Origin of the sequence: Enterobacter sp. ZOR0014, from assembly GCF_000798855.1 — a bacterium.
Taxonomy (GTDB): domain Bacteria; phylum Pseudomonadota; class Gammaproteobacteria; order Enterobacterales; family Enterobacteriaceae; genus Enterobacter; species Enterobacter kobei.
This window is the reverse complement of sequence record NZ_JTLF01000329.1, coordinates 1-22,491: the sequence shown is the minus strand read 5'-3', so window position 1 is coordinate 22,491 and position 22,491 is coordinate 1. Positions and strand designations below refer to the sequence as shown.

19 protein-coding genes, 1 tRNA gene and 2 pseudogenes are annotated in these 22,491 nt (G+C 54.9%); 15 read left to right on the top strand and 7 right to left on the bottom strand.

The window, feature by feature from the left end; all coding sequences use genetic code 11:
* The first annotated feature begins 127 nt into the window (after positions 1–127).
* A complete protein-coding gene (locus L977_RS18775; RefSeq protein ID WP_023331717.1) occupies positions 128–745 on the top strand; it encodes a trimeric intracellular cation channel family protein in 618 nt (205 codons plus the stop codon).
* Between the two features lie 2 nt (positions 746–747).
* Here L977_RS18775 and ligB read toward each other — a convergent pair whose 3' ends face one another.
* Positions 748–2,418: an NAD-dependent DNA ligase LigB gene (gene ligB, locus L977_RS18770; RefSeq protein ID WP_045269341.1), complete on the bottom strand. Its 1,671-nt coding sequence runs from the start codon at positions 2,416–2,418 to the stop codon at positions 748–750.
* 251 nt (positions 2,419–2,669) lie between these two features.
* Between ligB and gmk the strand changes: the two genes are divergently transcribed.
* From gmk to recG, 5 genes are read left to right on the top strand one after another with little or no spacing between them, the layout of a single operon-like run.
* Positions 2,670–3,293, top strand: coding sequence for a guanylate kinase (gmk, locus tag L977_RS18765; protein ID WP_014881977.1), 624 nt, complete (start codon positions 2,670–2,672; stop codon positions 3,291–3,293).
* A gap of 54 nt (positions 3,294–3,347) precedes the next feature.
* Positions 3,348–3,623 carry a DNA-directed RNA polymerase subunit omega gene (gene rpoZ / locus L977_RS18760; RefSeq protein WP_000135058.1) on the top strand — a complete coding sequence of 92 codons (276 nt, stop codon included), beginning with the start codon at positions 3,348–3,350 and terminating at the stop codon, positions 3,621–3,623.
* Between the two features lie 19 nt (positions 3,624–3,642).
* Positions 3,643–5,757 carry a bifunctional GTP diphosphokinase/guanosine-3',5'-bis pyrophosphate 3'-pyrophosphohydrolase gene (gene spoT / locus L977_RS18755; RefSeq protein ID WP_014881976.1) on the top strand — a complete coding sequence of 705 codons (2,115 nt, stop codon included), beginning with the start codon at positions 3,643–3,645 and terminating at the stop codon, positions 5,755–5,757.
* Positions 5,758–5,761: 4 nt separating this feature from the next.
* Positions 5,762–6,451: a tRNA (guanosine(18)-2'-O)-methyltransferase TrmH gene (gene trmH / locus L977_RS18750; RefSeq protein WP_014881975.1), complete on the top strand. Its 690-nt coding sequence runs from the start codon at positions 5,762–5,764 to the stop codon at positions 6,449–6,451.
* Positions 6,452–6,454: 3 nt separating this feature from the next.
* The gene (gene recG, locus L977_RS18745) at positions 6,455–8,536 is read left to right on the top strand and encodes an ATP-dependent DNA helicase RecG (RefSeq protein ID WP_047626550.1); all 2,082 of its coding nucleotides are present in this window, start codon (positions 6,455–6,457) and stop codon (positions 8,534–8,536) included.
* Positions 8,537–8,538: 2 nt separating this feature from the next.
* Here recG and gltS read toward each other — a convergent pair whose 3' ends face one another.
* A complete protein-coding gene (gltS, locus tag L977_RS18740; protein WP_047626548.1) occupies positions 8,539–9,741 on the bottom strand; it encodes a sodium/glutamate symporter in 1,203 nt (400 codons plus the stop codon).
* Between the two features lie 224 nt (positions 9,742–9,965).
* On the opposite strand from gltS, the gene xanP reads away from it, so the two are divergent.
* Together xanP and L977_RS18730 are read left to right on the top strand one after the other, a co-directional pair.
* On the top strand, positions 9,966–11,357 hold the full coding sequence (gene xanP / locus L977_RS18735) for a xanthine/proton symporter XanP (RefSeq protein ID WP_014881972.1): 1,392 nt from the start codon (positions 9,966–9,968) through the stop codon (positions 11,355–11,357).
* 118 nt (positions 11,358–11,475) lie between these two features.
* Positions 11,476–13,164 (top strand): AsmA family protein, encoded by a 1,689-nt coding sequence (locus L977_RS18730; protein WP_047626546.1) that lies wholly within the window; start codon positions 11,476–11,478, stop codon positions 13,162–13,164.
* A gap of 117 nt (positions 13,165–13,281) precedes the next feature.
* Here the strand turns inward: L977_RS18730 and yicI are convergent, their stop codons facing one another.
* Both yicI and L977_RS18720 read right to left on the bottom strand, forming a co-directional pair.
* Positions 13,282–15,600 carry an alpha-xylosidase gene (gene yicI, locus L977_RS18725; protein ID WP_047626544.1) on the bottom strand — a complete coding sequence of 773 codons (2,319 nt, stop codon included), beginning with the start codon at positions 15,598–15,600 and terminating at the stop codon, positions 13,282–13,284.
* Positions 15,601–15,612: 12 nt separating this feature from the next.
* The gene (locus L977_RS18720; RefSeq protein ID WP_047626543.1) at positions 15,613–17,004 is read right to left on the bottom strand and encodes a glycoside-pentoside-hexuronide family transporter; all 1,392 of its coding nucleotides are present in this window, start codon (positions 17,002–17,004) and stop codon (positions 15,613–15,615) included.
* Positions 17,005–17,295: 291 nt separating this feature from the next.
* Between L977_RS18720 and L977_RS18715 the strand changes: the two genes are divergently transcribed.
* From L977_RS18715 to L977_RS23330, 3 genes are all read left to right on the top strand, one after another.
* Positions 17,296–17,390 (top strand) — tRNA-Sec (locus L977_RS18715).
* Between the two features lie 122 nt (positions 17,391–17,512).
* Positions 17,513–18,205 (top strand): abortive infection system antitoxin AbiGi family protein, encoded by a 693-nt coding sequence (locus L977_RS18710; RefSeq protein ID WP_047626541.1) that lies wholly within the window; start codon positions 17,513–17,515, stop codon positions 18,203–18,205.
* Positions 18,206–19,075: a toll/interleukin-1 receptor domain-containing protein gene (locus L977_RS23330; protein ID WP_052192655.1), complete on the top strand. Its 870-nt coding sequence runs from the start codon at positions 18,206–18,208 to the stop codon at positions 19,073–19,075.
* Between the two features lie 34 nt (positions 19,076–19,109).
* Here L977_RS23330 and L977_RS18700 read toward each other — a convergent pair whose 3' ends face one another.
* Entirely contained in the window at positions 19,110–19,301 is a 192-nt protein-coding gene (locus tag L977_RS18700; protein WP_047626561.1) for a toxin-antitoxin system HicB family antitoxin, read from the bottom strand.
* Positions 19,302–19,426: 125 nt separating this feature from the next.
* Between L977_RS18700 and L977_RS18695 the strand changes: the two genes are divergently transcribed.
* From L977_RS18695 to L977_RS18685, 4 genes and pseudogenes are all read left to right on the top strand, one after another.
* The gene (locus L977_RS18695; protein WP_047626539.1) at positions 19,427–19,768 is read left to right on the top strand and encodes a SymE family type I addiction module toxin; all 342 of its coding nucleotides are present in this window, start codon (positions 19,427–19,429) and stop codon (positions 19,766–19,768) included.
* Between the two features lie 86 nt (positions 19,769–19,854).
* Positions 19,855–20,035 (top strand): annotated as a pseudogene (locus L977_RS25080) (hydroxyacid dehydrogenase); the annotation flags it as partial.
* Positions 20,036–20,298: 263 nt separating this feature from the next.
* Positions 20,299–20,514, top strand: a pseudogene (locus tag L977_RS18690) (type II toxin-antitoxin system RelE/ParE family toxin); the annotation flags it as partial.
* Between the two features lie 49 nt (positions 20,515–20,563).
* Entirely contained in the window at positions 20,564–20,863 is a 300-nt protein-coding gene (locus tag L977_RS18685; protein ID WP_032635284.1) for a helix-turn-helix domain-containing protein, read from the top strand.
* Positions 20,864–20,892: 29 nt separating this feature from the next.
* On the opposite strand, the gene L977_RS18680 is transcribed toward L977_RS18685, so the two are convergent.
* Entirely contained in the window at positions 20,893–21,330 is a 438-nt protein-coding gene (locus tag L977_RS18680) for an acetyltransferase (RefSeq protein WP_047626538.1), read from the bottom strand.
* Between the two features lie 102 nt (positions 21,331–21,432).
* On the bottom strand, positions 21,433–22,431 hold the full coding sequence (locus L977_RS18675; RefSeq protein ID WP_047626537.1) for a class I SAM-dependent methyltransferase: 999 nt from the start codon (positions 22,429–22,431) through the stop codon (positions 21,433–21,435).
* Between the last annotated feature and the right edge of the window lie 60 nt (positions 22,432–22,491).

Genomic DNA, 22,491 nt, shown 5'->3' with positions numbered 1-22,491 from the left:
ATGTTCATCAAGCCTGCCTGATACAAATTGATAAAATTTTGTAGGGAAAACTCATTCACCTTAGAAAATCTCAATCGTGATCTTGCGCACAAATCGCTAACCTGCCCGCGTTCTGACCGGAGGGTATATGCTGCTTCACACTCTTTATCTTATTGGTATCACCGCAGAAGCCATGACCGGCGCACTTGCAGCCGGACGACGCCGCATGGACACCTTCGGCGTGATCATTATTGCCACCGCGACCGCGCTGGGCGGCGGATCCGTGCGCGATATCCTGCTTGGCCATTACCCTCTCGGCTGGGTTAAACACCCTGAGTATGTGATTATCGTGGCAACAGCCGCCGTATTAACCACCATTGTGGCACCCGTTATGCCCCATCTGCGCCGCCTGTTTCTGGTGCTGGATGCGCTGGGGCTGATTGTCTTTTCTATCATCGGTGCACAGATCGCGCTCGATATGGGTGAAGGGCCGGTTATCGCCACGATTGCTGCTGTGGTCACAGGGGTGTTTGGCGGCGTACTGCGCGATATGTTCTGCAAACGCATTCCCCTGGTCTTTCAAAAAGAGCTGTATGCCGGCATTTCCTTCGCCGCGGCGGTGCTCTACATCGCCCTGCAGCATTATGTTTCTAACCATGATGTGGTGGTTATCTCTACGCTGCTGTTTGGCTTTACGGCCCGCATGCTGGCGCTGCGTCTGAAGCTGGGACTGCCCGTGTTTCACTATAAGCACGGCGTACACTGATCTCAGAAACCGTTGATGTGCTGCCGGGCAAGCCACCGGACCAGCACATCAATCTCTGGTGCATTTATCCAGCTCACGATCTGCCGCGTCCTCTCTTCCCCCGTACCCGGCAAGGCCTGCCACGCCTTTGCGCTGCGTTCACGCATCTGTTGCCATGACATATCCCCCAACGCCTTCAGCGAGGCTTGTGGCAATGGCGCACCCAACGCCATCATCCAGTGGATAAAAGGTTGTTCACGTACCAGGTTGAAGCGATGCCAGAGCGCCAGCCCCCGCGCTGGAGAAAACCCCGGCGTAGACTGGAGCTGCGCCTGCGTTAAGAGCAGCCATGAGAAGAGATGTTCAAAACGATGCGCCTGCCAGAGTGTTCGCCAGCCTGACTCGCCTAATCCTTCAATGTTGAATACCTGCTTAGAACTGAGCCACGTCAACCGGGCGAAGAACTGTTCCATACACTCTGGCGAAGCATAAAAACAGCTCAGGGAGTGAAAACGCGAGGCCGGTGGTTCTGGTTTTTGTCTGTCCGTCCCTCGCCAGATAACCTTATCAAACCGTGGGATACCCAGCCCGGCAAGGCTCACCTGGATCTGATCGCCAGGGGCAATATCCAGCCTCTGCCAGCGTCCAACCGACCCCAGGCTCACCCGCTGTACCTGTTTATCATCCAGTTGCACCGGCTCCAGCGCCGCCACGACGGAAATTTTACCCGTACGCCCAACTGAAAAATGAATATCCCTGACCTCAGCAATCTGCGCAACTGGCGGATATTTCCACGCCATGACCCAGTTGCCTTCGCCAGGCAGCCAGCGCTCCCCTGAAGGCGACTCCGCGGACCGAACCACAATGCCATCCGTGGCAAAGGGTAATGCTGTGTTTAGCCAGGCCAAACGCTGCTTTTCAACTTCATCAACCGTTCGGGCGGGCAAGGTATAGGGCGCCGTCAGGGAAAACCCAGCTCCGGACAGCGCCGAAAGCATACTTTTCATCTCTTTCGGACCATCCGGCCAGGCCCAGATAAATATTCCTGTCTGGTTCAGAAGCGCACCGTCGTTCTGCCGCATCATCGCCCCCGCCACTTTTGCGCGTGCATTCATTCCGCCCATCTGCCGCTGAATATGATTCTCGCGCATCCAGAAAAGCTCCCCCTGCAGGACGCTGTTTGCCAGCGCGCCGGATACCTCTTTAGGCACTGACGGAATCAAACGCACGCGAGCGGTCCAGTCCTCACCTTTTAACCCATTACCGCGACTAATAGCCTGGGCGAGCTTTCCGTTGCGATACACCAGCGTCACCGCCACGCCGTCGACTTTTGGCTGCATCCAGAGATTTTTCTGGCCTCGCATCCACTGACCTAGCGCTTCTTTGCTGGCGGCCTTATGCACCCCCGTATGGGCAACAGGATGTTTTACGCTTCCCGTCAGCGCAGGTAAGGTGTTCTCTGAGAGATCATGGCCAAAACAGCGCTGCCATTGGGCTAAGCGTCCGTTGAGCTGGTCGTATACCTCGTCGTTGACCTCGCTGACGCCCTGCTTCCAGTAGGCTTCATCCCAGCGTTTGATCTGTGCGCTTAAGGATGCAATCTCTTTTCCGGCTTTAGCCTGTGACCACACCGGACACACCGCCGCCCCATAACCACACCACAACAGCATTAACCCGCTTATCCATCTCCACATCGCTACCCCTCCTTTGCAATGCCGGAGGTATAACCTGACGTGAGAAACATGGCTAATAACAACTTCTCATCATGCGAGACGCTATCCAGTATTCATTTTTATTGCAGCAAACCGCGGGTAAAACCTGAAAACGGTACGTAAAATTCAATAATCCAGGGGAAAAAGTGTGACAAAGGCTACGTCACACTGCGCCGACGTGTATAATAAGCCCGTATGTAGGACTTCTTCGCTAACACATACAAAAGACTCTCATGGCTCAAGGCACGCTTTATATTGTTTCTGCCCCTAGTGGCGCGGGTAAATCCAGCCTTATTCAGGCACTGTTAAAAACCCAACCGTTGTACGACACACAGGTATCTGTTTCTCACACCACGCGTCAGCCGCGTCCGGGTGAAGTGCACGGTGAACACTATTTCTTTGTGGATCACGACGAGTTCAGAGCGATGATCGCCAGGGATGCGTTTCTTGAACACGCTGAAGTGTTTGGTAACTACTACGGTACCTCGCGTGAAACCATTGAGCAGGTTCTGGCCACGGGCGTGAATGTCTTCCTGGATATCGACTGGCAGGGCGCACAGCAAATTCGCAAGAAAATGCCGGAGTCACGCAGTATCTTTATTTTACCGCCATCGAAAGATGAGCTGGATCGCCGTCTGCGTGGCCGTGGTCAGGACAGCGAAGACGTGATTGCAAAGCGTATGGCCCAGGCAGTTGCAGAAATGAGCCATTACGCGGAATATGATTACCTTATTGTGAATGATGATTTTGATGCCGCGCTGAGCGATCTCAAAACCATCCTTCGCGCAGAACGTCTGCGTATGAGCCGCCAGAAGCAGCGACATGACGCATTAATCACCAAACTGTTGGCAGACTGAACCCACTTTCAGTATCATGCCCAGTCATTTCTTCACCTGTGGAGCATTTTAAGTATGGCACGCGTAACTGTTCAGGACGCTGTAGAGAAAATTGGTAACCGTTTTGACCTGGTACTGGTCGCCGCGCGTCGCGCTCGTCAGATGCAGGTAGGCGGTAAAGATCCGCTGGTACCGGAAGAAAACGATAAAACCACCGTTATTGCACTTCGCGAAATCGAAGAAGGTCTGATCAACAACCAGATCCTCGACGTGCGTGAGCGCCAGGAGCAGCAAGAGCAGGAAGCCGCAGAACTGCAGGCCGTAACCGCCATTGCTGAAGGTCGTCGTTAATTAAACCTGCGGGTCGCCCTTGTATCTGTTTGAAAGCCTGAATCAACTGATTCAAACCTACCTGCCTGAAGACCAGATTAAGCGTCTTCAGCAGGCGTATCTCGTTGCACGTGACGCTCACGAGGGCCAGACACGTTCAAGCGGTGAACCCTACATCACGCACCCTGTTGCGGTAGCCTGCATTCTGGCCGAGATGAAACTCGACTACGAAACGCTGATGGCTGCACTGCTGCATGACGTGATCGAAGATACCCCTGCCACCTACCAGGATATGGAACAGCTGTTTGGCAAAAGCGTTGCCGAACTGGTGGAAGGGGTCTCTAAGCTTGATAAGCTGAAATTCCGCGACAAGAAAGAGGCGCAAGCCGAAAACTTCCGCAAGATGATTATGGCGATGGTGCAGGATATCCGCGTCATTCTCATCAAACTCGCTGACCGTACCCACAACATGCGCACGCTGGGCTCACTTCGCCCGGACAAGCGTCGCCGCATTGCTCGTGAAACCCTGGAAATTTACAGTCCGCTGGCGCACCGTTTAGGTATTCACCACATTAAAACCGAGCTGGAAGAGCTGGGTTTTGAAGCGTTATACCCGAACCGCTATCGCGTCATTAAAGAGGTGGTGAAAGCCGCACGCGGTAACCGTAAAGAGATGATTCAAAAGATCCTCTCGGAAATTGAAGGGCGTTTACAGGAAGCGGGTATTCCGTGCCGCGTCAGCGGTCGCGAGAAACATCTGTACTCGATTTACTGCAAAATGGTGCTCAAAGAGCAGCGTTTTCACTCGATCATGGATATTTACGCGTTCCGCGTGATCGTCCACGATGCCGATACCTGCTATCGCGTGCTGGGGCAGATGCACAGCCTCTACAAACCGCGTCCGGGGCGCATGAAAGATTACATCGCTATTCCAAAAGCGAACGGCTATCAATCTTTGCATACCTCGATGATCGGTCCACACGGCGTGCCTGTCGAAGTGCAGATCCGCACCGAAGACATGGACCAGATGGCAGAGATGGGTGTCGCCGCGCACTGGGCGTATAAAGAGCACGGTGGCGAAAGCAGCACGACTGCACAGATCCGCGCCCAGCGCTGGATGCAGAGCCTGCTGGAACTGCAGCAGAGTGCGGGTAGCTCCTTTGAATTTATCGAGAGCGTGAAATCCGATCTCTTCCCGGATGAGATTTACGTTTTCACCCCAGAAGGTCGCATTGTCGAACTGCCTGCGGGCGCAACGCCGGTCGACTTTGCTTACGCAGTACATACCGATATCGGGCATGCCTGCGTGGGCGCACGCGTCGACAGACAGCCTTACCCGCTGTCTCAGCCGCTCTCCAGCGGCCAGACGGTAGAAATTATTACCGCACCGGGCGCACGCCCGAACGCGGCCTGGCTGAACTTTGTGGTGAGCTCCAAAGCGCGCGCCAAAATTCGCCAGTTGCTGAAAAACCTCAAGCGCGACGACTCCGTCAGCCTGGGACGCCGTCTGCTCAACCACGCGTTGGGCGGTAGCCGTAAGCTGGCTGAAATTCCACCAGAGCATATCCAGCGCGAACTCGACCGCATGAAGCTAACGTCTCTGGACGATCTGCTGGCGGAAATTGGTCTCGGTAACGCCATGAGCGTCGTGGTGGCGAAAAACCTGCAGCAGGGCGAAGCGATACCTTCTGCTCCAGGCGCATCCGGCCACGCTCATCTGCCAATCAAAGGCGCGGACGGGGTGCTGATCACCTTCGCAAAATGTTGCCGTCCAATCCCAGGTGACCCGATTATTGCGCACGTCAGCCCCGGCAAAGGGCTGGTTATCCACCATGAATCCTGTCGTAACATTCGCGGCTACCAGAAAGAAGCCGAGAAGTTTATGGCGGTCGAGTGGGACAAAGAGACGGCGCAGGAATTTATCACCGAAATTAAGGTGGATATGTTCAATCACCAGGGTGCCCTGGCAAACCTGACGGCAGCGATCAACACGGCCTCGTCCAACATTCAGAGCCTGAATACGGAAGAAAAAGACGGCCGCGTTTATAGCGCCTTTATTCGTCTGACCGCCCGCGACCGCGTGCATCTGGCGAATATTATGCGCAAGATCCGCGTCATGCCGGACGTGATTAAAGTTACCCGAAACCGAAACTAGGTTTATGAATTCACAACGTTATACACGTATCTGCGAAATGCTCGCCAGGCGTCAGCCTGACCTGACGGTCTGCATGGAGCAGGTTCATAAGCCTCATAACGTCTCTGCTATCGTTCGTACCGCAGACGCCGTCGGCGTGCATGAAGTGCACGCCGTCTGGCCGGGCACCCGCATGCGAAACATGGTGTCTGCTGCCGCAGGCAGCAACAGCTGGGTGTCCGTCAAAACGCATCAGACGATTGGTGAAGCCGTATCGCACCTGAAAGGCCGCGGTATGCAGGTTCTTGCGACTCACCTTTCTGCTAAAGCTGTGGATTTCCGCGAGATCGACTACACCCGCCCAACCTGCATTTTGATGGGGCAGGAGAAAACCGGGATCACCCAGGAAGCGCTGGATCTGGCGGATCAGGACATCATCATCCCGATGATCGGTATGGTTCAGTCCCTGAACGTGTCGGTTGCCTCTGCGCTGATTCTGTATGAAGCGCAGCGCCAGCGCCAGAACGCCGGAATGTACGAGCGCAGCAACAGTATGCTGCCGGAAGAGGAACAGCAGCGCCTGCTGTTTGAAGGCGGTTATCCGGTGCTGGCTCGCGTCGCGAAGCAGAAAAAATTGCCTTACCCCCACGTCAACGCGCAGGGCGAAATTGAAGCCGATGCCGAGTGGTGGTCCACTATGCAGTACGCCGGGTAACTGATGAAAGGCCGCCTGCTGGATGCCATTCCGCTCAATAGCCTGACGGGCGTGGGCGCGGCGCAAAGCAGTAAGCTGGCAAAAATTGGCCTGCATACCGTGCAGGATCTCCTCCTGCACCTCCCTCTGCGTTACGAAGACCGCACTCAGCTCTACAAAATTGGCGATCTGCTGCCTGCCATTTACGCCACCGTTGAAGGCGAAGTCCTGAACTGCAACATCACGTTTGGTGGACGCCGGATGATGACCTGTCAGATCAGCGACGGTACCGGCATTCTCACCATGCGTTTTTTCAACTTCAGCGCAGCGATGAAAAACAGCCTGGCGACAGGCCGCCGAGTGCTGGCCTATGGCGAAGCCAAACGCGGTAAATACGGCGCAGAGATGATCCACCCGGAGTACCGCGTGCAGGGCGACCTTAGCACACCGGAACTGCAGGAGACGCTTACGCCGGTTTACCCGACGACTGAAGGTATTAAGCAGGCAACGCTGCGTAAACTCACCGATCAGGCGCTGGAGCTGCTGGATACCTGCGCGATTGCCGAACTTCTGCCCCCCGAGCTGGCACAGGGCATGATGAGCCTGCCCGAGGCATTGCGCACACTGCATCGTCCACCACCCACATTACAGCTCAGCGATTTAGAAAGCGGCAAACATCCCGCACAACGGCGTCTTATCCTTGAGGAATTACTGGCACATAACCTGAGCATGCTGGCGCTTCGCGCAGGCGCGCAGCGTTTCCACGCTCAGCCGTTAAGCCAGAATGATGCGCTCAAAGATAAGCTGCTGGCCTCTCTGCCGTTTAAGCCGACCGGCGCACAAGCGCGCGTAACGGCCGAGATTGAACGCGATATGGCACTCGACGTGCCGATGATGCGCCTGGTGCAGGGCGACGTCGGGTCCGGTAAAACGCTGGTTGCCGCCCTGGCAGCACTGCGCGCGATTGCCCACGGTAAACAGGTGGCGCTGATGGCGCCGACTGAGCTGCTGGCTGAACAGCACGCCAATAATTTCCGCGCCTGGTTCGCGCCGCTCGGGATTGAGGTAGGCTGGCTTGCCGGGAAGCAAAAAGGCAAAGCGCGTCTTGCGCAGCAGGAAGCCATCGCCAGCGGCCAGGTGCAGATGATTGTCGGCACACACGCTATCTTCCAGGAGCAGGTACTGTTTAACGGCCTTGCGCTGGTGATTATCGACGAACAGCACCGCTTCGGCGTGCATCAACGTCTGGCGCTGTGGGAAAAAGGGCTGCAGCAGGGCTTCCATCCGCATCAGCTGATCATGACCGCCACGCCAATCCCGCGCACCCTGGCGATGACCGCCTATGCCGATCTGGATACCTCCACCATCGATGAACTGCCGCCGGGGCGTACGCCGGTCACGACGGTCGCCATACCGGATACGCGCCGCAGCGATATCATCGACCGCGTGCGCAACGCCTGTACCCACGAAGGGCGTCAGGCCTATTGGGTCTGCACCCTGATTGAAGAGTCAGAACTGCTTGAAGCGCAGGCTGCTGAAGCAACGTGGGAAGAGCTAAAGCTGGCGCTGCCGGAGCTAAACGTGGGTCTGGTTCACGGGCGCATGAAGCCTGCCGAAAAACAGGCGGTGATGCAGGCGTTCAAACAGGGTGAGCTGCATTTACTGGTCGCGACGACGGTTATTGAAGTGGGCGTCGACGTCCCCAACTCCAGCCTGATGATCATCGAAAACCCGGAGCGTCTTGGCCTTGCTCAGCTCCACCAACTGCGTGGGCGCGTTGGGCGTGGCGCAGTGGCCTCCCACTGCGTGCTGCTCTATAAAGCGCCGCTCTCAAAAACTGCCCAGATGCGTTTGCAGGTGCTGCGCGACAGCAACGACGGTTTTGTGATTGCACAAAAAGACCTTGAGATACGCGGCCCGGGCGAATTGCTGGGCACGCGTCAGACGGGAAATGCCGAATTTAAGGTGGCGGATTTGCTGCGCGATCAGGCCATGATCCCGGAAGTTCAACGCCTCGCACGCCATATTCATGAACGCTACCCCGAACAGGCGGCAGCGTTAATTGAGCGCTGGATGCCGGAAACCGAGCGCTATTCCAACGCCTGATCTCAGGCAAACATCGGCAGCATCAGGTACAGCTTAATCACCAGCGCGTTGACGATATCAATAAAGAACGCCCCGACCATCGGCACCACCAGAAACGCCATGTGCGATGGCCCAAACCGTTCGGTGATCGCCTGCATGTTGGCAATAGCCGTTGGGGTTGCCCCCAGACCAAACCCGCAGTGACCCGCTGCCAGCACCGCTGCATCGTAGTTTTTCCCCATCAGGCGCCAGGTCACAAACATGGCGTACAGCGCCATAAACAGTGCCTGCACCGCCAGAATCGCCACCATCGGCAGCGCCAGCGAGGCCAGCTCCCACAGTTTGAGGCTCATCAGCGCCATCGCCAGGAACAGCGACAGACAGACGTTACCGAGCACCGATACCGCACGTTCAAACACGCGGTAGAAGCCCATCAGCGCCAGACCGTTGCTCAGAATGACCCCGATAAACAACACGCAGACAAAGGTCGGAAGTTCAAACGCTGTACCCGCCAGCCATTGCGCAACCACTTTGCCCACGGTCAGGCAGATGGCAATCATCGCGATGGTTTCAATCAGTACCAGCGAGGTGATGCTGCGCCCGACATCCGGCTTTTCAAACGCGGTGGGCACCATTTCATCGTCCGGTCTGCCATTCGGCGTGGTGGAATGTTTAACGAGATAACGGGCCACCGGGCCGCCAATCAGGCCACCCAGCACCAGACCAAAGGTTGCGCAGGCCATCGCCACTTCCGTTGCGTTTTCAAAGCCGTAACGCTCGATAAACAGCTTACTCCACGCGGCTCCAGTACCATGGCCGCCTGACAGGGTAATCGAACCCGCCAGCAGACCCATCAGCGGATCCAGCCCCAGCAGCGTCGCCATGCCGATGCCAATGGCGTTTTGCAGCAGCAGCAGTCCCACCACGACAATCAGAAATACGCCGAGCACCTTACCGCCAGAGCGCAGGCTCGCCAGGTTGGCGTTCAGGCCGATGGTGGCAAAGAAGGCCAGCATCAGCGGATCTTTCAGGGACATATCAAAATCAATTTCCCAGCCCATGCTTTTTTTCAGTACCAGCAGGGCCAGCGCCACCAGCAAACCACCGGCGACAGGTTCAGGAATGGTGTACTTTTTCAGAAAGGAAACACTGTGTACCAGCTTGCGACCAAGCAGCAGAACCAGCGTTGCGGCAACAAGGGTCGACAACGTATCGAGATGAATCATAAAAGGCTCCTGTTATGCGCGTGTTCCATACACACGCGGCGTTATCCTGGCCGGTTTGCGCTCTTCATGAGCCACCGGCGCAAAAAGTGTAATTTTTTTTCCCGACGGGTTGTAGAAAACCTGCTCACAACGGCAGATTTTCTTCCCTTTTTTTGCTGGCAATCGTTTGCTTTTACCAGGTGGTCAGATAAAATGCCCGCTTTTCCACCGTGGGATTGCCGCCGATGTCCGTTAACACCATAGAGTCGCCTGATGCGCAACCGATTGCGCAGAAGCAAAATAGCGAACTGATTTACCGCCTTGAAGATCGCCCGCCACTGCCTCAGACGCTTTTCGCGGCCTGCCAGCATCTTCTGGCGATGTTTGTCGCGGTGATCACCCCGGCGCTGCTGATCTGCCAGGCGCTCGGTTTACCGGCGCAGGATACGCAGCACATCATCAGTATGTCCCTCTTCGCCTCTGGCGTGGCCTCAATTATTCAAATTAAAGCGTGGGGTCCGGTGGGGTCGGGATTATTGTCGATCCAGGGTACCAGCTTTAACTTCGTGGCGCCGCTGATCATGGGCGGCACAGCCCTGAAAACCGGCGGTGCGGATGTCCCGACCATGATGGCGGCGCTGTTCGGCACCCTGATGCTGGCAAGCTGCACGGAGATGGTCATCTCCCGTGTGCTGCATCTGGCGCGCCGCGTCATTACCCCGCTGGTCTCCGGCGTGGTGGTGATGATTATCGGCCTGTCGCTAATTCAAGTCGGCCTCACCTCCATCGGCGGCGGCTATGCCGCAATGAGCGACCATACCTTCGGCGCGCCGAAAAACCTGCTGCTGGCGGGCGTCGTGCTGGCGATCATTATTCTGCTGAACCGCCAGCGTAACCCTTACCTGCGCGTGGCTTCGCTGGTGATCGCCATGGCAGCCGGTTATCTGCTGGCGTGGGCGCTGGGCATGTTGCCGGAGAACACCGCACCGACCAACAGCGCGCTGATCACCGTCCCCACGCCGCTGTACTACGGTCTGGGCATTGACTGGGGTCTGCTTCTGCCGCTGATGCTGGTCTTTATGATCACCTCTCTGGAGACCATCGGCGATATCACCGCTACCTCCGACGTCTCCGAGCAGCCGGTGTCCGGCCCGCTGTACATGAAGCGCCTGAAAGGCGGTGTGCTGGCGAACGGCCTGAACTCGTTTGTTTCTGCGGTATTCAATACCTTCCCGAACTCCTGCTTCGGCCAGAACAACGGCGTGATCCAGCTGACCGGCGTCGCCAGCCGCTACGTGGGTTTTGTGGTGGCGCTGATGCTGATCGTCCTTGGCCTGTTCCCGGCAGTGAGCGGCTTTGTGCAGCACATTCCTGAGCCAGTGCTGGGTGGCGCAACGCTGGTGATGTTCGGGACTATCGCAGCGTCCGGGGTGCGTATCGTCTCCCGCGAACCGCTGAACCGCCGGGCGATCATGATTATCGCGCTGTCGCTGGCCGTGGGTCTGGGCGTTTCTCAGCAGCCGCTGATCCTGCAGTTTGCCCCTGACTGGGTGAAAAACCTGCTCTCTTCCGGCATCGCCGCGGGCGGTATCACCGCTATTGTGCTGAACCTCGTTTTCCCGCCTGAAAAGAACTGATCCCCTTCACGGCAGGCAGTCAATGCCTGCCGTGACATCTATTTACACCATTCCCGCCTTGAGGATTGCGCATAAATCGTGCATAACTCCCTTATGTACGTTTGCGGGATGGAAGACCATGAAATTTATTGGAAAGCTGCTCGTCTATCTTCTGGTAGCCCTGCTCATTGTGATACTGGCGCTCTATATTCTGCTCCAGACCCGCTGGGGCGCGGCTCAGGTCAGCAGCTGGGTGACGGTGAATACCGATTACGAACTCAGTTTCGACAAGATGAATCACCGCTTTTCGTCGCCTTCCCATCTTATTCTGGAAAATGTCACCTTCGGGCGGGACGGTAAACCTGCCACGCTGGTAGCCAAAAAAGTTGATATCGGCCTGAGCAGCCGTCAGGTGACCGATCCGCTGCATATGGATGCCATTACCCTTTTCGATGGCACGCTGAACCTCTCGCCGCAGACGGCACCGCTGCCCTTGCAGGCCGATCGTCTTCAACTGAGCAATATGGCCTTTAACAGCCCGAATACCGAATGGGATCTGAGCGCGCAGAAGGTGACGGGCGGCGTCAGCCCATGGCAGCCGGAAGCAGGCAACGTGCTGGGGAAAAATGCGCAGATACAGATGAGCGCAGGCTCGCTGACCCTCAACGGCGTCCCGGCCACCAACGTGTTAATTGAGGGCCAGCTTAACGGCAAGGAGGTGGTGCTGAACACCATCGGTGCCGATATGGCGCGCGGTTCGCTCACCGGCTCCGCCCTGCGTAACGCCGACGGAAGCTGGGTTATCGACACCCTGCGTCTGAATGAGATCCGCCTGCAGAGCGACAACACGCTGACAGCCTTCTTTGCCCCGCTGGCCACCATCCCTTCTCTGCAAATAGGCCGTCTGGAGGTCACCGACGCCCGGCTGCAGGGCCCGGACTGGGCGGTGACCGATCTCGATTTAAGCCTGCGCAACCTGACGATAAGCAAAGGCGACTGGCAAAGTCAGGACGGGCGTTTGTCCATGAACGCCAGCGAGTTTATCTACGGCTCGCTGCATCTGTTTGACCCGATCCTGAACGCAGAGTTTTCCCCGCAGGGTATGGCGCTGCGCCAGTTTACCTCCCGCTGGGAAGGCGGCATGGTGCGCACCTCCGGCAACTGGCTGCGCGACGGCAAAGCGCTGGTGCTGGACGATGTCGCCATCGCCGGTCTGGAGTACACCCTGCCGCAGAACTGGAAAACGCTGTGGATGGAGCCGCTACCGGAATGGCTGAACAGCGTCACGCTGCAAAAATTCGGCCTGAGCCGCAACCTGGTGATCGACATCGATCCCGCCTTCCCGTGGCAGATCACCTCCCTGGATGGCTACGGTGCCAACCTGCAGCTGGTGAAAGACCGCCAGTGGGGCGTGTGGAGCGGCAGCGCAACCCTGAACGGCGCGGCGGCGACCTTTAACCGCGTGGACGTGCGCCGTCCGTCGCTGGCGTTGAATGCCAACGCCGCCACGGTGAACATTACCGACCTAAGCGCATTTACCGAGAAAGGCATTCTGGAAGCGACGGCGACGGTTTCGCAGTTGCCGCAACGGCAAACCACCGTAAGCCTGAACGGGCGCGGCGTGCCGCTCAACGTGCTGCAGCAGTGGGGCTGGCCAGCGCTACCGGTGACGGGCGATGGCAATATTCAACTCACCGCCAGCGGCAGCGTGCAGGCCAATGCGCCGCTGAAGCCAACGGTGAACGGCAAGCTGAGCGCGGTGAATATGGATAAACAACAGGTAGAGCAGACGATGACGGGTGGCATTGTTTCAACACCCGTGCAATAAATAAGCCGGGTGGCGGTTTTATTCCCTCTCCCTGTGGGAGAGGGTCAGGGTGAGGGCATCAGACCGCATAATTACCGTAGGCCCGGTAAGCGAAGCGCCACCGGGCATTTTTATTGCTCAGAGGTGAACCACCACCTCATTCCCCTCCGCTTTCACCACCACGCCCCACTCGCTTCCCGCATGTGAACCACCTTTCACGCCGCCCACCTTCTGCACGTTGCGCAAGCACACCGACCAGTTTCGCGCCTCACCCACGCCGGTCAGGGTCACGGTATCGCCCTCTCGTGACGCTTTCAGCGTAAACGCCACCGCGCCGTCCGCCGCAGGCACTTCACTCACCGCCGTTGCGCCATCCTCCAGGTTAAACAGCTGGAAGGCCGTGCCCTCGTTCCACGCATAGTCTGGTTTCTGGCTGTTATTGCCCAGCGCCAGCAGGGTGTTATCGCGCACATAGACTGGCAGGCTGCGGAAGTCGTGCTGTTGCTTATGCCAGCGGCTACCCTGAATTTCGTCGTTATGCCACAGGTGCGTCCAGCGTCCTTCAGGTAGCCAGAACTGTACATCGCCCTCCTCTGAGAACACCGGCGCGACCATCACCGCATCCCCCAGCATGTACTGCCGGTCAAGATAATCGCACGCCGGATCGTCCGGGAACTCCAGCATCATCGCCCGCAGCATCGGCGTACCGCACTCGCGCGCCAGCGCCGCCTGACGGTACAGATACGGCATCATCCGGCACTTCAGCTGCGTAAAGTGGCGCACCACGTCGCAGGACTCGTCATCATACGCCCACGGCACGCGGTAAGATTTACTGCCGTGCAGGCGGCTGTGGCTGGATAAAAGCCCGAACGCGCACCAGCGCTTATAGACGTGCGCCGGGGCGGTGTTTTCAAATCCGCCGATATCGTGGCTCCAGAACCCAAAGCCGGACAGGCCAATCGACAGCCCGCCGCGCAGACTTTCCGCCATCGACTCATAGTTGGCGTAGCAGTCGCCGCCCCAGTGAACCGGGAACTGCTGCGCACCCACGGACGCCGAGCGGGCAAACAGCACCGCCTCTTGCTCACCCACGGTCTCTTTCAGCACGTTCCACACCAGCGCGTTGTAGATGTAGGCGTAATGGTTATGCATCTTCTGTGGATCGGATCCGTCAAACCACTGCACGTCCGTCGGGATGCGCTCGCCGAAGTCGGTCTTAAAGCAGTCGACGCCGATGTCCACCAGGCCTTTTAGCTTGTCGGCATACCACCGGCACGCTTCCGGGTTAGTGAAGTCATAAATTGCCAGCCCCGGCTGCCACTTGTCCCACTGCCACAGGGAGCCGTCCGGGCGCTTGAGCAGATAGCCCTTCTCTTTCAGTTCGCGAAATACCGGCGACTTCTGGCCGATGTACGGGTTAATCCACACGCAGACCTTCAGCCCTTTCTCCTTCAGGCGGCGGATCATCCCTTCCGGATCCGGGAAGGTCACCGGGTCCCACTCAAAATCACACCACTGGAAGGCCTTCATCCAGAAGCAGTCGAAGTGGAAGACGTGCAGCGGCAGATCGCGCTCGGCCATGCCGTCGATAAAGCTGTTAACCGTCGCTTCGTCGTAGTTAGTGGTGAACGACGTGGTCAGCCACAGGCCGAACGACCACGCGGGCGGCAGCGCCGGACGCCCGGTGAACCGCGTATAGCGGTTGAGCACATCTTTTGGCGTCGGGCCGTCGATCACGAAGTACTCGAGATATTCCCCTTCGACGCTGAACTGCACTTTGGAGACTTTCTCCGAACCCACTTCGAACGAGACGTTTTCCGGGTGATTCACCAGCACGCCGTAGCCACGGTTGGTCAGATAAAACGGGATGTTTTTGTAGGACTGCTCGGTGCTGGTGCCGCCGTCGCGGTTCCACGTTTCGACCGTCTGGCCGTTGCGCACCAGGGCGGTGAAGCGCTCGCCCAGACCGTAGACCGTTTCGCCCACGCCGAGGTCGAGACGTTCAAACAGGTAGTTGCGTTCGGTGTTGGTGTCCTGCACGTAACCGTTGTTTTTCAGCTGGCTGCCGGTAATGCGCTGGCCGTTGCGCAGGAAGTCCAGCGCCCAGAATTCCCCTTTGGTGACGCGCACGCTGACGCTTCCGCTTTTCAGCTCGGCAAATTCCGCGTTGTTTTCAATCTCGACCTTCACGTCTTTCAGCACGTTCAGCGGATAGTGCGGGCCGTTGTCCAGCGCGCCCTGGAAGTGCTCGATGCGCACCCCGACAATCCCCTCCTGCGGGGCAAACAGGCGCACCGTGAACATGAGCGTGTCGAGCTGCCAGGTGCGCTCACGCACGTCGCGCGGCGCAACGTACACCACCAGGTCATTGCCCTGCTGCTCCACGTCGAACACCTGAACCGGATACGTCACGTTCAGACCCGGTTGAATAAGCCAGTTTCCATCACTGATTTTCATGCTTTCGTCCTCTTAGTTCTGCAATTCTTTGCTGACCGGCAGGTTTTCAAACTCCTGCTGATTGCGGCGCGCACCCTGCGCCAGCTCGCCCAGGATTTTGGTCAGGAAGGGGGTTTTCAGCGTGTAGTAGCGTTTGGCGATAATGGCGCTCAACACGTAGCAGACCGCCGGGGCAAGGGTAAACAGGCCGATAATGATGCTGATGGTCGCGCTGTTCTGGGTTTTGGCTGCCGCGTCGTAGCCGCCGCCTGCCAGCATCCAGCCGATCATCGCCCCGCCCAGCGCCAGGCCAAGCTTCAGCACGAACAGCGTACCGGCAAAGCTAATCCCGGTCAGACGCTTGCCGTTGGTCCATTCGCCATAGTCGACGGTATCGGACATCATTACCCACTGGATCGGCGTTACCAACTGGTGCAGCACGCCGATGACGAAGATAAAGGCGAACATCACCACGGTGGCATGCATCGGCACAAAGAACATCGCTACGCTCACCACGGCCAGCGCGGCGTTGGTCCACCAGAAAATGCTGACCTTACACTTCCAGTCGGTGAGCGGTTTCGCCAGCGCGGAGCCGATCAGGTTGCCGACGCAGTAGGTGGTGAGGAACGCGACGAACACTTCCGGCGAGCCCATGATCCAGGTGCAGTAGTACATCATCGCCCCGCCGCGCACGCAGACGGCGAGGATGTTGAGGATGGTCAGCACGCCAACGATGCGCCACTGATCGTTCCGCCAGATGTCGCGCAGATCTTCCCGCATGGCGGTGGTGCTCGGCGGCACCTGGATGCGCTCTTTGGTGGTGAAGAAGCAGAACGCCAGCATCAGGAAAGCAACCACCGACAGGACGGCAATCCCGCCCTGGAAGCCGAACGCTTTATCGTCGCCGCCGATCAGGTTCACCAGCGGCATCATCAGCACCGTGGAGAGCATGCCGCCCGCCGTCGCCAGCACGAAGCGCCAGGATTGCAGGGAGATACGCTGCGTCGGGTCGTTGGTGATCACCCCGCCCAATGCGCAGTACGGGATGTTAACCACGGTGTAGAGCAGGGTCAGCAGCGTATAGGTAACGGCGGCGTAAACCATTTTGCCGTTGAGACTGAGGTCCGGCGTGGTGTAGGCCAGTACGCAGACGATGCCGAACGGGATGGCGCCGAACAAAATCCACGGGCGGAACTTGCCCCAGCGGCTGCGGGTGCGGTCGGCAATCAGCCCCATGCATGGGTCGGAGATTGCATCCAGCGCACGGGCGAGCAGGAACATGGTGCCGACAAACCCGGCGGGAATGCCGAAAATATCGGTGTAGAAAAACATCATATACAACATGACGTTATCAAAAATGATGTGGCTGGCGGCGTCTCCCATGCCGTAGCCAATCTTCTCTTTTACTGACAATACTTCGCTCATCTTTTATTCATCCTTCACGCTGTAGGGGGCGCTGAGACCGGTTGCATTGGTTTTAAACCATTGTTTCATGAGCGGGTATTGCGTTTTCTGGTTAGCAGATTACGTTTCTTGTTTTTTGTGATCGCGGTAAATGTCGGAGAGCACAAAACGCTAACCTGAGGATTTTCTTAAGAATTAACTGAAACAGGGGGGTACAGGTCAAAAGAGAGGTGAAAAAAGTGTGTCGGGGTATGTGGTAAATGCCTGAAAGTAGCTATAATGCGCCCCGCCTCCATGTAGCAATGCAGGCGCGGAAGATCGTCATCTCCGGTGAGGTGGCTGGACTTCAAATCCAGTTGGGGACGCCAGCGTTCCCGGGCAGGTTCGACTCCTGTGATCTTCCGCCAAAATTTTACATTTCTGCGCAAAATGCTGCTTTATCCTGCCAACTGTTCATATAAGATATTTATTAATTTCTTTTTCCCCTATAATACATACTTATTTTTAAAGACATTTTAAGGGAACTCGCATGCTCGTTCACTTTACAAGTAGTTATGAAAACATAGAGTCAATTCTGAAAGATAAAGGCCTCCTAGTTAAGTATTGTGGTGAAGAGTTCTCAAATAAAAATAAAAGAATATCATCTAACGCTGCCCATCCCATGGTCTCATTTAGTAAATTCAGAGAAGATGAATTATTAGGTAGAACAATAAGTTATGGACAGTACGGAATAGCTTTTAGAAGCGACTGGGCCATAAGAAGTCAAGTGAATCCAGTTATATATATGAACAACGATTCTTTTGCTTCTTCGGGTCTTGAAGATTTGCTAGAAGCAAGGAGAAACACTCTTAATAAACTCCCATCAAAATTGAGACTAGCTATTATTAAAATAAAGTGCTTCACTAAAAATGCAGTTGGATTTAATAGCTGGGCAAATAAAAAAGATTATAAATTTTATGAGGAAAATGAATGGCGCTTCGTTCCATCAAAAAAACAAATTGGTGGAAACTTAATTTCAGTAAATTACTCAGCCTATAAAAAAAACAAAGACAAATATAATTCTAGAATTGCTCGGTATAAACTACCATTTGAATTTGATGATATTAAATGGATTTATACAAGTGAAGATACTATTGAGCTTCTGAAAGAGAGTTTACCAGAACTTGCGGGTAAAATTAAAATATCAACATGGCAAACACCTACATTTGAAAGGAGTGAATAAATGCCTATTTTCATAAGTTATTCGCATCAAGATAAAGAATTTGTTGACAAGTTAGCTCTACAACTTATCAATAGAAACATAAACATCTGGTTAGATCGTTGGGAATTGTCTGTAGGGGATACTATTCTCGATAAAGTACAAGATGCATTGGATGGAGCAAGCGCTTTATTAGTTATTCTGTCAAAAGCATCTACATCCTCAGAATGGTGTAAAAAAGAATTGTCTTCAGGGTTATTAAGAGAACTTGAAGAAAAAAGAGTTGTTGTGCTCCCCGTTTTACTTGAAGATTGTACTATGCCTATATTTGCCAGAGGTAAAATGTATGCTGATTTTCGCAACAACTTTGATCAAGGCTTTACCCAGATAATTGAAAGTATTGCAAAAATCATAACCCCATCACTTAATAGAAGTATCCAAGATCCTGAATGTGTTACCGACTGGTCAATTGATCATGGTGATGTCAATGGACAACTTGCAATTGTATTAAATTACGTACAACACCCCTTGAAACTCCCTTTTACCTGCTTGATTAACATTGAAATTTTAGCGAATGAATATGCTACAGATATTTTCCACGAGATAGCAAAGAAAAATGGAATTGACTTTGCGAAGATGAATGTTATCGAAAGTCTAAATGCAATGTTTGAGACAAAAGGGGAGCTTAGACAAGTCTTATCCTCTGAAAAGGAAGAAATATATAGATGTATACTAGATGGGAATGAACCGAATGAGAATTATAATGTCAGAATAGGAACTCGAAGAGTAGGTGAAGATACTGGGAGGAATATTTTGATTAATACAAGCGCAATTATTACAGAAACCTTAAAACAGATGAAAGATGTATTACGAAAACCAAAGCCTAAAAATTAGTTTTTAAACCTTAAAAAGTGATATCTCCCAAAAATTATCCTTTTGGAATGATTCCTTTTCTTTTTAAAGCTTCTCTCGCCAGCTCCTTCAACCAGCTGGCGAGGCTCACCCCTTCCTCAGCCGCCACCGCATCCAATTGTTCTTTTAATGCCGGATCAATACGCATCTTAAACTGCGGAGACTGCCCACCACCTTTTGGTTTTTTTTCGCGCGATATGATTGACATGAGGCCACCTATCCATTTACTCTGACACAAATAGGAGGCCACCTAAACCTCCTGTGCTTGCAACGCCCCGATGTGCGGGAACACAGCCGGAGCGCCTAACCTCACCAACTATCAAGGAGTTGATTATGGCTGATTCACATTCTACCCCAGACACCGACCAATCCGGAACCGAGCGTTCGTTAATTGTGGGATACCGCCCGAATGTTTTCGACAAATCCACGCCCAATATCATTCTGTCCGGCAAGTGGCTGCGTGCCGCAGGCTTTGATACCGGACAGCAGGTCACGGTCAAGGTGATGAAAGGGTGCATCGTTCTGGTGGCGTATAGCGAGCAGGAGCAGCGGTTGCAGGACGATTATAAACGGACGAAGGCGAAGCTCAGTGAGATAGAGAAAGCTCTTGCCGCGATTCAAATTCAGCATCCTGGAAAGCACCTCGCAAAATCAAATACAAACCACCTGGCTTAGCGGCGGTTTCTGGCGTTAATCGTTAAAAAGACGGAGCCGACATGGTTGATAAAAACGTAATCTAATTTCCGGCTGGTGAATTTGTGATGTTGCCAGTGAGGACGGTAAGGTTCGCATCACATGTCGCTTTGAACATGAAACGCTCTGGCTGTCGCAAGCAGCCATTGTGGCTCTCTAGCAAGTCTCTCCTCAAGCCATTACTGAGCATATTAAAGCCGTTTACGAAGAAGGTAAGCCTGAATAAAAACAACATGTAAGGCTTACTTATAAGTTCAGCAAGAAAGTGGCTGGTAAATGGAAAAAGAATCTAAAGAGTAGCCATAGTCATGCTGCCCCCCCTACCTTCCTTGCCAGCATGACTCAAAAAACACTGGAAGACGCCTCGCAATTTCTCACAAATACAATCATTTAGATGCCCCGTATTTGTCATACTTCTGCCACTCGCTACCTGGTTGCCAATGACAGCCATTGCATTTATTAACTACAGCTTATACCCTGTATATAAGCTACAGCTTATCATGGAAGAGAGCATGTGGACGGTACTGTTCGGAAAGGTGTTTGAGCTATGGTTGCTTGAACAGGAAGAAGGGTTACAGGAAAAGGTACTGGCAGACATGCTAAATCTACAAAACTATGGACCTCGTCTTCCTCGTCCCTATGCCGATACTGTAAAAGGCTCGCAATATAACAATATGAAAGAGTTACGTATTCAATATGCTGGCCGTCCGATTCGTGCTTTGTTCGCATTGCAGATGATGAATTTACCCGGCATCTGACAAGCCTGGAGACAGCCAAGTGAAAACCCTAAATGAATTAATTGCATCACGCTCACCGGAAAGCCAACAACGAATTAAAGAAATGGCAGAGGAAATGATCCTTGAAACGGGTTTGCAACTTTTACGTGAAGAGCTCAGGCTTTCGCAAAAAAATGTTGCCGAGCTAATGGGGGTGAGCCAGCCCGCAGTAACACAAATAGAGCAACGTGGAAATGAACTAAAAATTGCCACGCTTAAGCGCTACATTGAGGCAATGGGTGGGAAACTTTGTATTGACGTTGAACTTCCAACAGGAAAACGCGTTGCGTTTCATATCTAACAAGTGTGATTCCTGCGTAAAGTAAATATTTACTTAGCCAACCGCATATGCAGCAACGGAAACGCATTCCCCTGCCCGTCAAGTTCCGAGCGCCCGATCTGCTCAAATCCCATATGCCGATAAAACGCGACTCCCTGCGGATTCTGCTCATTCACGTCCACTTCGTTCGCGCCGAACTCTGCGATGGCGTGTTTAAGCAGCAGTTTCCCGACACCCTTCCCGCGGCTCGCATCATCCACAAACAACATTTCAATGCGGTTTTCATCCACGCCTAAAAAGCCGTGAATAACGCCTGCGTCATCGCGGGCTATCACGACCTTGAGGTTGGGGAGATACGCGTTGAGCAATAGCGGACGCAGCGCCGCAATATCGCTTTCCTGTAAAAAGTGATGGGTGGCGCGAACGGAGGATTCCCAGATCGCGACAAGGCGTTCGAAGTGGGAGGAGTGTGCGGTTTCGATTTTCATGGGGGGATCATGATTGGAAAACCGAACAATTTCAAGCCACTCCTTGCGGTCTGTCCCCCCCTCACCCTAACCCTCTCCCTCAGGGAGAGGGAACCGACCGTGCTAAGCTTTAACCTCCATCACCGCATACACCCCATCCTTCGGCACGACCACGGTGACGTTTTCCACCGGTACGCCCGCCGCCAGGTGAATATCCTGCAGCTGCTGTAGCGTCCTCGGGTGGATATCCTCCCAGCCGATACCGCGCAGCACAAAGTCAATCTGCGGGCTGCTGGTCAGCATGTTTGAGACAATCACCGCCCCGCCGGGCTTGACCAGCCGCAGCGCGCGCTGGAGAAAAATCACCGCGTCGGCATCGTTGAAGTATTCAAAAATCCCCAGCGCGTCGACCAGTTCGGCCTGATGCTCGCCCAGCTCCAGCAGCAGGTCCTCGTTACGCACCAGCGTGTGCACCAGGTTGCGCCTGAGCAGGGTCAGCTGGTCGCCCACCACAATGCCTTCCTGCGCCGCCATGGTTTCGGCCCAGCTAAGCGCCACGGGGTCTTTATCCACCAGCGTGAGATAGACCTGCTGACCATCGAACTTTGCTTCGCGCAGCGCCTCCAGCACCGGAATGGCGGCGCCGCTTGCCAGGCTGACCCAGTTGTTCTCACTCTCATTGTGAATGTACTTCTCCACCAGCGCGGCAAGCACCCGGGCGCGGGCGCGCACGCCGATGGCATCGTTCGCGTGGATAAACCACTGGCGACTGTCGCTGTCCATCTTTGTGCCGTCCGGCAGGCGATCCTCAAGCGGGTTTTGCACCACAAACAGCGCCAGCGCGGAGGGCACCAGCCGGGTGCGCCATGCGGTAAGCGCCGGACGGTTGCGAAAGGCCTGTTCGGAATAGCGGTTCTGCGGGACGAGCACAGCCTGCCCCCCTTCCTGATATTCGACCTGCGGAGGGCGAAGCGCTGGCTCGGCTTTCAGCGCCCGATCGAGCGCAGCGATTTCACGGGCAGCATCGTCTTTCATCGGCCACTGGTCGCTGACGTCGGGAAAGGACGCACTGAAAATCGTCATGTTTTTCGGTGCGTCACCACGAAAAGGCTGCCAGATCATAACGTCTTCCCTCCGTTGTAATGCCAGTCAGTTAAGCAACTGACTGGCCCTTTTTCGGGG

Excerpts from the sequence above, each read along its gene's own strand:
- L977_RS18775 (WP_023331717.1), top strand. The coding sequence starts at position 128 with ATGCTGCTTCACACTCTTTATCTTATTGGTATCACCGCAGAAGCCATG.
- ligB (WP_045269341.1), bottom strand. The coding sequence starts at position 2,418 with ATGTGGAGATGGATAAGCGGGTTAATGCTGTTGTGGTGTGGTTATGGG.
- gmk (WP_014881977.1), top strand. The coding sequence starts at position 2,670 with ATGGCTCAAGGCACGCTTTATATTGTTTCTGCCCCTAGTGGCGCGGGT.
- rpoZ (WP_000135058.1), top strand. The coding sequence starts at position 3,348 with ATGGCACGCGTAACTGTTCAGGACGCTGTAGAGAAAATTGGTAACCGT.
- trmH (WP_014881975.1), top strand. The coding sequence starts at position 5,762 with ATGAATTCACAACGTTATACACGTATCTGCGAAATGCTCGCCAGGCGT.
- recG (WP_047626550.1), top strand. The coding sequence starts at position 6,455 with ATGAAAGGCCGCCTGCTGGATGCCATTCCGCTCAATAGCCTGACGGGC.
- gltS (WP_047626548.1), bottom strand. The coding sequence starts at position 9,741 with ATGATTCATCTCGATACGTTGTCGACCCTTGTTGCCGCAACGCTGGTT.
- xanP (WP_014881972.1), top strand. The coding sequence starts at position 9,966 with ATGTCCGTTAACACCATAGAGTCGCCTGATGCGCAACCGATTGCGCAG.
- L977_RS18730 (WP_047626546.1), top strand. The coding sequence starts at position 11,476 with ATGAAATTTATTGGAAAGCTGCTCGTCTATCTTCTGGTAGCCCTGCTC.
- yicI (WP_047626544.1), bottom strand. The coding sequence starts at position 15,600 with ATGAAAATCAGTGATGGAAACTGGCTTATTCAACCGGGTCTGAACGTG.
- L977_RS18720 (WP_047626543.1), bottom strand. The coding sequence starts at position 17,004 with ATGAGCGAAGTATTGTCAGTAAAAGAGAAGATTGGCTACGGCATGGGA.
- L977_RS18710 (WP_047626541.1), top strand. The coding sequence starts at position 17,513 with ATGCTCGTTCACTTTACAAGTAGTTATGAAAACATAGAGTCAATTCTG.
- L977_RS23330 (WP_052192655.1), top strand. The coding sequence starts at position 18,206 with ATGCCTATTTTCATAAGTTATTCGCATCAAGATAAAGAATTTGTTGAC.
- L977_RS18700 (WP_047626561.1), bottom strand. The coding sequence starts at position 19,301 with ATGTCAATCATATCGCGCGAAAAAAAACCAAAAGGTGGTGGGCAGTCT.
- L977_RS18695 (WP_047626539.1), top strand. The coding sequence starts at position 19,427 with ATGGCTGATTCACATTCTACCCCAGACACCGACCAATCCGGAACCGAG.
- L977_RS18680 (WP_047626538.1), bottom strand. The coding sequence starts at position 21,330 with ATGAAAATCGAAACCGCACACTCCTCCCACTTCGAACGCCTTGTCGCG.
- L977_RS18675 (WP_047626537.1), bottom strand. The coding sequence starts at position 22,431 with ATGATCTGGCAGCCTTTTCGTGGTGACGCACCGAAAAACATGACGATT.